This window comes from Polycladomyces abyssicola (assembly GCF_018326425.1).
GTDB lineage: Bacteria > Bacillota > Bacilli > Thermoactinomycetales > JIR-001 > Polycladomyces > Polycladomyces abyssicola.
Window position 1 is genome coordinate 2,713,522 of sequence record NZ_AP024601.1, and the last position, 11,370, is coordinate 2,724,891.

At 52.5% G+C, this 11,370-nt stretch carries 12 protein-coding genes; 3 read left to right on the forward strand and 9 right to left on the reverse strand.

What is annotated here, in order from left to right:
* Positions 1-8: 8 nt before the first annotated feature.
* Complete coding sequence (locus KI215_RS13550; RefSeq protein WP_212773229.1) at positions 9-542, reverse strand: DUF402 domain-containing protein; 534 nt, start codon at positions 540-542, stop codon at positions 9-11.
* 457 nt (positions 543-999) lie between these two features.
* Between KI215_RS13550 and proC the strand changes: the two genes are divergently transcribed.
* Complete coding sequence (proC, locus tag KI215_RS13555; RefSeq protein WP_212773230.1) at positions 1,000-1,839, forward strand: pyrroline-5-carboxylate reductase; 840 nt, start codon at positions 1,000-1,002, stop codon at positions 1,837-1,839.
* Between the two features lie 580 nt (positions 1,840-2,419).
* On the opposite strand, the gene KI215_RS13560 is transcribed toward proC, so the two are convergent.
* The 6 genes from KI215_RS13560 to KI215_RS13585 form a co-directional block, all read right to left on the reverse strand.
* The gene (locus KI215_RS13560) at positions 2,420-3,715 is read right to left on the reverse strand and encodes a S8 family peptidase (protein WP_212773231.1); all 1,296 of its coding nucleotides are present in this window, start codon (positions 3,713-3,715) and stop codon (positions 2,420-2,422) included.
* Positions 3,716-3,869: 154 nt separating this feature from the next.
* On the reverse strand, positions 3,870-4,310 hold the full coding sequence (locus tag KI215_RS13565) for a GNAT family N-acetyltransferase (RefSeq protein ID WP_212773232.1): 441 nt from the start codon (positions 4,308-4,310) through the stop codon (positions 3,870-3,872).
* 203 nt (positions 4,311-4,513) lie between these two features.
* Entirely contained in the window at positions 4,514-5,950 is a 1,437-nt protein-coding gene (locus tag KI215_RS13570) for a HAMP domain-containing sensor histidine kinase (protein ID WP_212773233.1), read from the reverse strand.
* Positions 5,943-6,659 (reverse strand): response regulator transcription factor, encoded by a 717-nt coding sequence (locus tag KI215_RS13575; protein ID WP_212775206.1) that lies wholly within the window; start codon positions 6,657-6,659, stop codon positions 5,943-5,945. The genes KI215_RS13570 and KI215_RS13575 overlap by 8 nt, the downstream gene beginning before the upstream one ends.
* A 71-nt stretch (positions 6,660-6,730) precedes the next feature.
* Positions 6,731-7,339: a class I SAM-dependent methyltransferase gene (locus KI215_RS13580; protein ID WP_212773234.1), complete on the reverse strand. Its 609-nt coding sequence runs from the start codon at positions 7,337-7,339 to the stop codon at positions 6,731-6,733.
* A gap of 125 nt (positions 7,340-7,464) precedes the next feature.
* The gene (locus KI215_RS13585; protein ID WP_212773235.1) at positions 7,465-8,103 is read right to left on the reverse strand and encodes a hypothetical protein; all 639 of its coding nucleotides are present in this window, start codon (positions 8,101-8,103) and stop codon (positions 7,465-7,467) included.
* Positions 8,104-8,206: 103 nt separating this feature from the next.
* Between KI215_RS13585 and KI215_RS13590 the strand changes: the two genes are divergently transcribed.
* Positions 8,207-8,569, forward strand: coding sequence for a hypothetical protein (locus KI215_RS13590; protein ID WP_212773236.1), 363 nt, complete (start codon positions 8,207-8,209; stop codon positions 8,567-8,569).
* Between the two features lie 145 nt (positions 8,570-8,714).
* Here KI215_RS13590 and pabB read toward each other — a convergent pair whose 3' ends face one another.
* A complete protein-coding gene (gene pabB, locus KI215_RS13595; RefSeq protein ID WP_212773237.1) occupies positions 8,715-10,142 on the reverse strand; it encodes an aminodeoxychorismate synthase component I in 1,428 nt (475 codons plus the stop codon).
* 87 nt (positions 10,143-10,229) lie between these two features.
* Here pabB and KI215_RS13600 point away from each other — a divergent pair, with 87 nt between their 5' ends.
* Positions 10,230-10,406, forward strand: coding sequence for a cytosolic protein (locus KI215_RS13600; protein ID WP_212773238.1), 177 nt, complete (start codon positions 10,230-10,232; stop codon positions 10,404-10,406).
* A 228-nt stretch (positions 10,407-10,634) separates the two neighbouring features.
* On the opposite strand, the gene KI215_RS13605 is transcribed toward KI215_RS13600, so the two are convergent.
* Entirely contained in the window at positions 10,635-11,339 is a 705-nt protein-coding gene (locus KI215_RS13605) for a hypothetical protein (RefSeq protein ID WP_212773239.1), read from the reverse strand.
* Between the last annotated feature and the right edge of the window lie 31 nt (positions 11,340-11,370).

The following is an 11,370-nucleotide window of genomic DNA, read 5'->3' on the forward strand; positions in this document are numbered from 1 at the left end:
TCACTCCATCAATCGTATTTTTTTTTGAAAAGAAGATATTGATGATACCACTTTCTCACAAATGACGGAGTGAACGGCGCTTCCCGACGCCTGACCCGTTCTTCCAAACGCTTAACCGCCCGCTCAACTTCGTAAACAACGTCTTTCGGATAGTCCATTTTCCGCCGATTGGCTTCAAACTCATCCTGATCCACCCAACGATACCGAAAGTCGATATCGACGATCATGTCCAAATCGTAGTCGATGTAAGAGATCACACCGTTTTCGATTCGACAGGGTGACGCGATGTTGGTGTAGTATTGGCAAGGCTTCTCCCGTTCATCAAACAGTAGTATCGTATGAAACCACTCATTTCTATGAAACTGGCAAATCGCCAGTCCCGGAGAAACCCACTCCTGTCCGTCGGACTCAACGACTTCAACATCATGGTTTGCGAGAATGAGTGGTTCACCAGGGGAAAGTACCACGGACTTCTTCCACACACGATGCAGACTGCCGTCATGTTTCCGACTTTCAATGCGTACGACGTCACCTTTTTTCAATGCTGATCCCTCTCCATCCATTCTCTTTATTGCCAAATTTGACGAATAGTAAAACAAGAAAACACAAAATCTTTGAAAACCGTCCAGATCTTTCATTTTTTAATCATTTATTCCCCTTGACATTTTCCTTCATTCCCGTTCATAATATATGGAAAAATACAGGATCGCATTTACATAAACGCGATGACGGGGGCCAGTAAGGCCGTGCTACCGTCTCAGAGAGCGGAACCCACTGGCTGAAAGGCTCCGCCGGGATGCCGACCCGAACCCACCCCCGTAGCGGACGGTGACGAACCGGAACCGGAGCACGCTCCGTTATCAAGGTTGGCGGCTACACGCCGCGGCAGAGGTGGGCGCCAACGGGCGCCAATCAAGGTGGTACCGCGAAAGAAATCCTCTTTCGTCCTTGGACGGAAGGGGTTTTTTATTTTTCGGCTGAATAAAGGAGGATATCATGATGGAACGCCAAATTCGTTACTGTTTTATCGGAGCGGGATCGATGGCGGAGGCCATGATTGCCGGGTTGTTGAAAAAGGGCATGGCCGAAGCCGAACAGATCATGGTAATCAACCGGCAAAACCGCGCGCGATTAGCATACCTGAACCGGGAGTACGGTGTCCAGATTCCCGAAAACAAAGGAGACGCCATTCTCCAATCGGATATCGTCATACTTGCCGCCAAACCGAAAGACATCCCTGACGCGCTCACTCAATGGGGCCCCATGATCCGTACCGATCACTTGGTGATCTCCGTGGCAGCCGGCATTTCCACCGCGTTCATCGAGCACCATCTGAAGGAGGGCACCGCCGTTATCCGCTCCATGCCCAACACCTCCTGTACGATTGGACTGTCGGCAACAGCCATCTGTCAAGGACGCTGGGCCACACGTGAAAACATGGAAACGGCACGCAGCCTGTTCCAAGCGATCGGCATCGTTGTGGAGGTGCCGGAAGAAGCCATGGACACGGTTACGGGCTTATCCGGAAGCGGTCCCGCTTATATTTACTACATGGTGGAGGCGATGCAACAAGCAGGCGTCGAAGCCGGCCTCAACACGGACATTGCACGGCAACTCACGCTGCAGACATTGTTGGGAGCGGCCCACATGCTGATGGAAACCGAAGAGGAACCGGCGGAACTTCGGCGCAAAGTCACCTCTCCCGGCGGCACAACCATGGCCGGGTTGGAAACGCTCCGCCAGTATCAATTCGAGAAGGCGGTTCAATCGGCCATTTTCCGTGCCAAAGAACGCTCGAAAGAACTGGGCGGCACATTTACAACCACTGTCAAGTCGTGACTTGCTCCACATGGCTAACCAGAAGCACTTCCTTTGGTCGTCATGGGCTTCTCTCTTTATCCGGCGTGGCAACGAACGAGGGTATCCCGGTTTTTTGCTTGAAATGCGTTGTGCAACCACTTGGCCATCGTGATCACCTCCTTTTCACCCGAACAACGGCATTAATTGAAAGGAAACAGTTCATCACTGCTTTGACCCGGAGTGCAGGACGCGGGGAAAGTACACTTTGCTAAGAGGAAGTTGCCCGCGATTTCACTTCTGCGCTTTCCGGGTCTTCGCTCATCCCGGCTTGGTCAGTCGTCCAATTGGGAAATCATTGAATCCTCACGGATAGACCAGACACGCCCTAGAGGACTGAAGACCTCCCGCGTCCGACTCCCGCTTTCATTCCAACCCTGAAGGACTTGATTTCCTCGCTTTTTTTACAAAAAAAACCTCTGCCCTTAAGCAGAGGGAGAATCTGATGATCAGGTCCCATCCGAGAACCCGTCTACTGTCGTTCCAGCATTTCTGAAAAACACGCTTGATGTTCACGATCAGAGACAGTACCATCAATGGGCCATCTTATTTTGACCAAAACTCACATATGGGAGACCGTCGGTTTTTGGAACTCCAGATACTTCTTGGCTAACGCCACCGCCTTACGTACATCAAGATAGCCAGCTTGATCGCCAGACATTTCCTGAGAAGTGGACATTAGGATACTCTTGACGTCATTGGGGCTCAGATACGGATTGGCTTCCAGCAGCTGTGCCACGACGCCGGCGCAAATCGGTGTGGCCATCGAAGTGCCGGACAGACGAATGTAATGCTCTCCCACACGGTTTTCCGGCAATTGTTTTTCCAACTGCGAACCCGGCGCGGACAGAGAGACGATATCAGTACCCGGCGCATACACATCCGGTTTGACCAGTTGATCGATGGTCGGGCCGCGGCTGGAGAAGGAGGCTTTTTCGTCATCCCCGCGCGTGACGGTGTTATGGTCATCCGCCGCCCCCACTGTGATGATCATCGGGTCCAAACCAGGCGTGCTGATCGTCATCGGGTACGGTCCCTCGTTGCCTGCGGCCGCACACACGACAATACCGCTGTGCCACGCTTTTTCCACGGCCTGAGCCACCGGGTCGTCCCGGTACGATTCAAACGCCGGCGCGCCCAGAGAAAGCGAAAGGACACGAATGTTGTACTTCTGCTTGTTTTTCACACACCACTCAATCCCACGGATCACTGTGGACAATTGACCGCTGCCGTTTCCGTCCAATACCTTGACGCCAACCAGGTTGGCTTCCGGTGCAGGGGCCGTATACAGACCTTCCGACTGGTAACCGTTTCCGGCTGCATCTCCCGCACAGTGGGTCCCGTGTCCCTGATCGTCGTACGGCTCGGTTTTTCCGTTTACCAAGTCGACAAACTTCAGGATGCGATTTTTGGGGCGGGTCAAGTCCGCATGCGGATAGATGCCGGTGTCCACGATGGCGATGGTGACACCTTTACCCGTGTATTCCAGTTTTGCCTGCACATCGCGGGAACCGATGGATCGGGTGGCTACGTCCAAAAACGCCCGCACTTCCCGGTCATGGAAGATACGGTCCACCGCTTCATGTTCCACCAGTTGCCGAATGGTCTCGGGATGAAGGTTGCCATATAACCCGTGCACCAGCTCCAACTCACCGTGAACGGCGTTGCATTCCCCTTCTTGGCACAGCTGAAGAAGATGCTCTTTTTTCTCATTTTCCAGATCCTTCTTCAACCGGACAATCACCGGAACCGTTGCTTTGTCATCATCATGTTCCCGGAGGCGTCTCAATTCATGAACCAATACCGGATCCAGCGAATGTGCCACTTGTTCAAACCAGGCCTTTTGCCCTTTCCCCATTTTTTCCACCTCCCATATAAAGAATTGGCCATTTTTGTCCTCAATCCTGCTCCAAATTAAAAAAATTTCCGGAAAACAAAAAAGTCCGTCCGAATGCTCGGACAGACTCATCGGGTTGAATATTGTATGGATAATGAAATTCAAATAAGCCCGTTTAAGCTTGTTTTCGCCATTCGATGCGTTCTTCGAATAAATCCTTTTCCATCATACTGGAACAAGTATTTTTATAACCCAGATGCTGATAGAACGGAAGCAATTTTTCCGTGCCGGGATCCACTGTGATCCACAACCGTTTGACCCCTTTTTTGCGTAACCGCTCTTCCAAAGCGCGGATGAGACTGCGACCGATTCCCCGGCGTTGATAAGAAGGATGAACAGCCAAACAGTAGAAAAAGCCACTGGTTCCATCCTGCACGCCAACGATCGCACCCACCACCCGGTTATCCACTTCCGCCACCAGCACCAGATCGCGGTCACGAGCCAACTGCTGTGCGAGTACCTGCAGTGTTTCCGCTTCTGGCTCGGCGGATGTGTTCAGTTTCCAAATTTCTGACACATCGTGTGCATCGGATAATTGAAAAGAGCGCAGACGCATGCTGTAATTTCCTCCCTCGATGGCGGCTTCCTTTCAAACAGTGTAACGTGCTCGCCCCCTGAATGCAAACCCCGTTAACAGTCAAATATCTTTCAAAAACTAGCATTTGCTTGGTTTCCCGTCAACAATTCAATTACTTTGCGTCCCCACTCGTTTCACCGATATCAGCTTTCTTCCCCATCCGAAAACTCGGATTGGTATGTTCATCCACGCAACAGTGGCAGGCGAAACCGGATCATCAGACTCCCTTGATCCTGTATGACCGTCACGTATCCCCCGTGCATTTCCGCAATCATCTTGACGATGGCCAAACCTACACCCGATCCCCGTGATCGGGATCGCTCCCCGGTGACAAATACGTCAAACAATCGGTTCAGTGTCTCTTTTGGCAAGGGATCAGCCATATTTCTCACCATCAAAACGGCCATGTCCCCTTCCCTTGCCGTGGACACCACAATCTCGCCAGGTTGGATGCCATGCTGGAGCGCATTGTGAAAGACATTGTCCAACATCCGCACCAACAAGTCGGGATCGCCTTCCAATTCCAACGGGTCTTCGCACAAATCAAGCCGGATACTCATTTGTTCCCGTTCGGCGAGGGGATTTGTCTCCTCTGCCAGCTGCTCGATCAATCGGTTGAAAAACAGACGGTTTTTCCTGATCGGTGCTTGATGATGCGTCCACTTGGCATAGTCAAACAAATCCTCGATCAACCGCTTCATGCCTTGGGCTTTGGAAAGCCCGATACCCGCATAACGGCGAACCTCTGCTTCGGACATGTCGGGGTGGTCCCTCATCCAGAGAAGGTATCCGATGATGGAGGTCAACGGCGTTCGCAGATCGTGGGAAATGATGGTAATAAACTCATGGCGCTGTGCGTCCAAGCGTTTTTCCTTCTCCCGGCTTTCCTTCAGCTTTCTTGCCATTTCATTGATATGTCTGCCCAAAATACCCAATTCATCGTCGCCTTTTTCCGGCACGCGCGTTTCCCACCTGCCTCGGGCAATCTCCTGGACACCACGGGACATTGCGGCAATCTGCCGAAGTTTTCCCCTGGTCAGCAAGTGGTACGCAAGCCAGAAAGACAAAATGCCGGAGAAAAAACTCATCAACGGATTTCCCTGACGGACCGGTTGCCCGTTTCCCTTCCAATCGCCCACAAAATAGACCGGTCGATGATCGAGATAGAATGGATAGATAAACGTCAAATTTCGTACGCCGCCACTTGTACTCGAAAGATCCGATTGACGCTTTGCCCGTAAAAACAGGGTATGGATGTCCTCTCTTCTCTTGGGTGCATGCGCTGACTGGTAAAGCGGGTTCCCGTTTTGATCCAATATGCGCAGTTTCATCCGGCTGGTTGGTTCGAGGCTGTTTAACCATGCGTTTCGCTTGGCGGGGCGGATCTGTGACATTTTCCGGGCGTAATGTGACAAGAATATTTGGGTCATTTCCTCTGCTCTCGGGTAGTAGTAATAACGCGTCTTTTTGAAGGTAAGCTCCTCCCCGATCGTTCCCCCTACCAACATGGCCGCCAAACTGATCAGAAATACGACGATCATCCGGGTTCGCAGGCGGGACCACATTTTTCTGAGCCAACGGATCACAGGATGGCATTTCCGCCGTTTCGGCTCATTCATCGCGACCTGGATGGGAATGGGCTGCTGCCTTGTATCCCACCCCCCAAACCGTAAGCACGATCGCGGGGTTTTTGGGGTCATCCTCGATCTTTTCGCGAATTTTTCGAATATGTACCATGATCGTATTGTTGGAGGTCAGCATCGGTTCCCCCCACACCCGTTCATAGATTTCTTCCGACGGAAACACCACTCCGGGATGACGGAACAACAATGCCACTATATCAAATTCGCGCGGTGTCAGGTGAACGGGTTGACCGTGCACCCACACCTGGCGTTTCTCGGGATGAAGGGTCACCCCGCCGATGGAAAGCAGATTTTTTTGTACAGGAGCGGCGTTGGTATATTGTTTATATCGGCGCAACTGCGACTTGACCCGCGCCACCAGTTCCAAGGGGTTGAACGGCTTGGTGACATAATCGTCGGCTCCCACGGCCAACCCCTGTATCTTGTCCAAGTCTCCCGTTTTGGCCGTCAGCATGATGATAGGCATCCACTGTGTTTTGCGGATTCTAACGCATACCTCCATCCCTTCCATCCCCGGCATCATCACATCCAAAATCATGAGGTCTACTGTGTGTTGACGAGTCAGTTCCAACGCTTCCCGACCGTCGGCCGCTTCCAATACGTGATACCCCTCATTTGTCAAATAAAGACGGATCAACTCCCGAATGTCCGGCTCATCGTCAACGATCAACACCGTTGTTTGCATTTCCATCCGGCCTCCCCCCTCCAACCACTACCCTTTGTCATTCTCCGCCCATGCCAGATGATCTTTCACAGCTATGGATTCAAATTTGCCCATCTATTTCCCTTTTCCTTCTCCTGTGTTTTGGGTTTGCTGCATACATAGACGAAAGCGGGCGGCAAATTCCAGAGGACCCACCGGAACGAGACGTGGTGAAATCGCTCCCGCAAAAGGGGCAACATGTGCAGTGTGTACTGGTAGGCGACAAACATACCGTCCGGTGCCAACCGTTCCGTCACTTCATTCAAGATGACTTGCCGTATTCTTTTCGGAAAATTGGTGAAAGGCAAACTGGACAGGATGCAATCCACCTGTCGGATCCCGTACCGCTCCAACACCTCACCCAATTTTTCCGCATGATCGGCATGATGAAGGTACGGAAAACGGTGAAAAAGCAAATCCCGCAACTGGGAATCTTGTTCAAATACGATGACTCGGGTCTCCGGACGGATCCGTTGAACCAACGCTTCGGTGATCACCCCGGTTCCCGCTCCCAATTCAACCACTGTGTTGACCCGTTCCCACGGAATGGGATCGAGCATGGCCCCAACGAGGTGAGCGGAGCTGGGGGTGATGCTGCCGATCATACGGGGAGATCGGAAAAAACGCAACAAAAACGCCATACGGTCCATCAATGACTCCACGATATCACTCCCTTGTTCCCTTCGACACTACCAGTTTAAGCGCGGATTCTTAACATTACAGGGGGAAAGCCCTTAAATTTCTCTTAACACAAGCCAAAAAGCGATTTTCTTCAGCCCCCAATCAGTCAACAAGATGCTGCCCCGTCCTCTGTGGGGGTGGCTCCCGCCATCAATGCCGACCATCCGCCGGACAAAAACAGCGGAAACCCAAACAACCAAGCTGACGGAACATTTACATACCAGCACCAGAGTACGGATGCCAGACCCACCAACCACAAACCGAATGAGCAACCAGCCACCCGCGCCGAAAACGAAGGATGCCGAGACAAGACCACCGTACTCATCAAACCGGAACATACATAACAGAAGTGACCGAATATGCCGCCAAAAACGTACAGCAAACGGTTCCATTCGGCCAAATATGCCTGCAACCCAACTGACGGAATTTGCCTCAGCAATTCAGTCAAAGCGGAGATCATCGTCAATTGGACCACATGGTGCAGGACAACGGAAGCAGACCCAATCACCCATATCAACCATGCCAACGAAAGAAAGGCACCGTATTCAGCGGAAAAGTACCGATACCATCTCCCGTACCAAACAGCCATGCAACAAGCTGCCAATATGCCGGCCTGCCACAACCACGCCGGCGACCCTCCCTCTCCATCCCGCCAATACCAAACCAACCATCCGGCCACCCCTCCCGCATGCACCGCCAGGGTAACCGGAAGCAACCACTTCGATACACGTATGGGTACGGCCACATTCTCCACCTCTTTTTCATCAAGCTTCGGACCAACAGGGAAGATTTCCCTTGTAAAGCCGGACTTTCTTCAATCCAAACTATGCAAAAGAGGAGGGAAGGGAATGAATCATCGCATTTTCGCAAGTTTGGTGTGCGGTTTCTTGTTGACCGTTTCAGTGGGATGCCAATGGGCCAAACCGCCGGAACAACGCCAAGGATTGTCCAATGACAGTCAATCCTATACCTATGTAGGTTATCCTGAAAGCCATATGATACAGGCGGCGCAAAACGTCGACGGAGTTCGATCCGCCCGGATGGACTACGATGGGCGACGCCTCATCGTATACGTGGAGCCGGAACGCTGGGTAAAACCGGAGCAATACCACCGTCTCAAACGACAGGTACATCGCAATGTGGGTGATATCGCCCCGCACAAACCATTTGAAGTCAGAATACTGTCCAACATCCGAACGGGAACGCATTGACGTTTTCCTATTTTTCCCGTCGCAAACAACGAGATACATGCTTCTCGCATCATTTTTGACGATCCTCGTACACTTGACTCCATGACCTTTTTCCTTTGGTTCTCAATCAACCGGAAAAAGGTTTTTTTATCCGTGGCAGGTGGTTTCAATTTTTGCGATTTACCCAGTGGATCGCTGCCTTGAGCGCACGGGCTTTGTCCATCGTTTCCTGATACTCCGCCTCGGGATCAGAATCGGCGACGATCCCGCCGCCCACGTGAAAAAAGGCTTGTCCCTTTTGACAAATCACCGTACGGATCACCATACTGAGATCCATTGTCCCGCGGACGTCCAAATAACCGATCCCACCGGAATATATCCCCCGCACCGTCGGTTCTAACCGATCCAAAATCTCCATCGCACGAATCTTGGGCGCACCCGTCATCGAGCCGCCGGGAAACGCGGACTGCAACGCATCCACGGCGTGCAGGTCTTCCCGCAATCTGGCTTCCACTGTGGACACCAATTGATGAACGGTGGCGTAGGATTTCACCGCAAGCAGTTCCGACACAAGCACACTGCCGGGCTCCGCAACTCTGCCCAGATCATTGCGCACGAGATCGACGATCATCACGTTTTCAGCCCGGTCTTTTTCATGCGTGGCCAGCTCATGGGCCAATCGTGCATCCTCCTCCGGGGTACGTCCCCGCGGACGCGTTCCTTTGATCGGACTGCTGTCCACCATGCGATCGGCACGCACACGCAAAAAGCGTTCCGGAGAGGAAGAGACCACTTCTGTTTCTCCCAATTTGAGATAGCACGAAAAAGGTGCGGGATTGATTCGGCGCAATACCCGATACAACTCCCAACCATTCGTCAACAAATCAGCAGTGACCAAATGCGTCAGACAAGCTTGGTAAATATCCCCATCCGCAATATGGCGCTGAATGATTTCGATATTGCGCAGATATTGATCACGGCTCACCGTGTACCGAAACGCCGACTCATCCAAATCGATCCCGGTAGTATCGGGCCACACACGGGTGGGGAGGGGACACTGAGCGGCACGCAAGAGAGCTGTTTCCCATTCGTTTAACGTTTGTTCCACTTCAGAAGCGGTTTCTCCGTCCAATCTCCATTTGCAGAGCCAAACACGTCGTTCCCCATGGTCAAATACCATCACTTTGTCAAACCACATCCAGCACATTTCCGGCAGTCCAAACGGGTCGGCGCCGGTCTGCGGCAGTTGCTCCACATACCGCTTCATCTCATACCCAACATATCCGACACCGCCTGCCAAAAACGGGATATCCGGCAAAGGGACGTCCGTCACCGACCACGACCGGGCCAGCGATTTCAATAATGCGAACGGATGGTCTCCATATGTGCGTACCTGACCGTTTCGGTTCATCGTGGTCCGCCCATCCCGGGTGGACATCAGCAGAAACGGATCTCCTCCCATCCAGGAAAAACGGCCACTGCGGTCACTTCCTTGACCATCCAGCCAAAACGCATAGGTACAACTTCCGTACAACCGGGCGAACACGCGCTCCGGTTCAATCTCATCCGGCAGGGAACGCACTACGATCCTCATGATCACAACTCCTTGACGTTTCGATGTATCAAATCTTTGAATTCAACCATACTGAAAGCAAACCTGATGCAAATGAGGTGAGCTATCATGTTTGTCGGCCGTGATTGGCAAACGTTGCACACCACACCGCTTCCCCAATGGACTGATGAGGAGCTGGCGTTTCAGCATGCCGTTTTTTCACAGCTATCCCCGCTGATGAATGCACAGGGCATCAGCCTGCATCATCAGATCATCGAGGAAATCGAACGGCGCAACCAACGGTAATCCAAGATGTGGTACACCCGCCAGGGGGAACCCGTCAAAATCATCTGAGTGAGAGAAGGAGGAAGCAGGACATGGTCGCACCGACCCGGAATGCAGGACGCGGGCAAAGTTTGCTTCGCTTAGAGGAGGTTGCCCGCGATTTCATCCCTGCTCTTTCCAGGTCTTCGGGGTTGGTAATTGGCTCATCTGGGAAAACATTTGCTCCCTCACAGATTTACCAGACATGCCCTAATCCACCATTTCCCCTTGTAACCGACACTCAGCCACCACCCAAACACCCGGGCGGATTTTCCCCTCGACCAAAGATGGATGTGTCAACATTGTCAACCGCCACTGGTCTTTTCCTGACAATGTGATTTTCCAAAGTGTTTGACCGGTGATCCGGTTAACCTCTTCTTCCACTCCCTCTACCTTTCCCCGAACGGCATAATTCGCCTGCTCCTCCAAGGGGATCTCACGTGTAAAGCGAGCCACCTGCGCAAACAGTGGCATCGATCCTGCCGTGCCCAAAGATATCGGATCCACCTTTACTTGATACGCCAGACCGGTAATTCTCATCGTCCACGGCCCCGGTTGCTCCGCCCCCCAGTCATTTTGCAACCATACTGCTGTTCTGTGCAAAATTCCACCCGGTATGCTCCGCCACGCTCCCCAGACGATGCTGTGGCGTTCCGTTTGCCGTACGGTGGAAGGCAGAAACGTATGAGACAAGCCGCAAATGAGCGCCGGTACCAATTGCACCACACGTGTTCCGTCCGTCACCACACGAAAACGAACACTCGGCGACATGGGCCAATCCACCCATTCATGCCGTTGATCTCCCAGCCGTCCCTTTCGTTTTTCTCCCTCTTTCAACGCCCGTTCCACCCACATTTTCGCCTCTTCATGGGACGGCACACCCCATCCGGCCGCCCGCCACAATTGGGCCAGCACATCAGTCCCTCCTTTGCTTTCATCATGAGCA

Coding starts and splice junctions, on each gene's coding strand:
- proC (WP_212773230.1), top strand. CDS start 1,000: ATGGAACGCCAAATTCGTTACTGTTTTATCGGAGCGGGATCGATGGCG.
- KI215_RS13560 (WP_212773231.1), bottom strand. CDS start 3,715: ATGGGGAAAGGGCAAAAGGCCTGGTTTGAACAAGTGGCACATTCGCTG.
- pabB (WP_212773237.1), bottom strand. CDS start 10,142: ATGAGGATCGTAGTGCGTTCCCTGCCGGATGAGATTGAACCGGAGCGC.
- KI215_RS13590 (WP_212773236.1), top strand. CDS start 8,207: ATGAATCATCGCATTTTCGCAAGTTTGGTGTGCGGTTTCTTGTTGACC.
- KI215_RS13570 (WP_212773233.1), bottom strand. CDS start 5,950: ATGAATGAGCCGAAACGGCGGAAATGCCATCCTGTGATCCGTTGGCTC.
- KI215_RS13600 (WP_212773238.1), top strand. CDS start 10,230: ATGTTTGTCGGCCGTGATTGGCAAACGTTGCACACCACACCGCTTCCC.
- KI215_RS13575 (WP_212775206.1), bottom strand. CDS start 6,659: ATGCAAACAACGGTGTTGATCGTTGACGATGAGCCGGACATTCGGGAG.
- KI215_RS13565 (WP_212773232.1), bottom strand. CDS start 4,310: ATGCGTCTGCGCTCTTTTCAATTATCCGATGCACACGATGTGTCAGAA.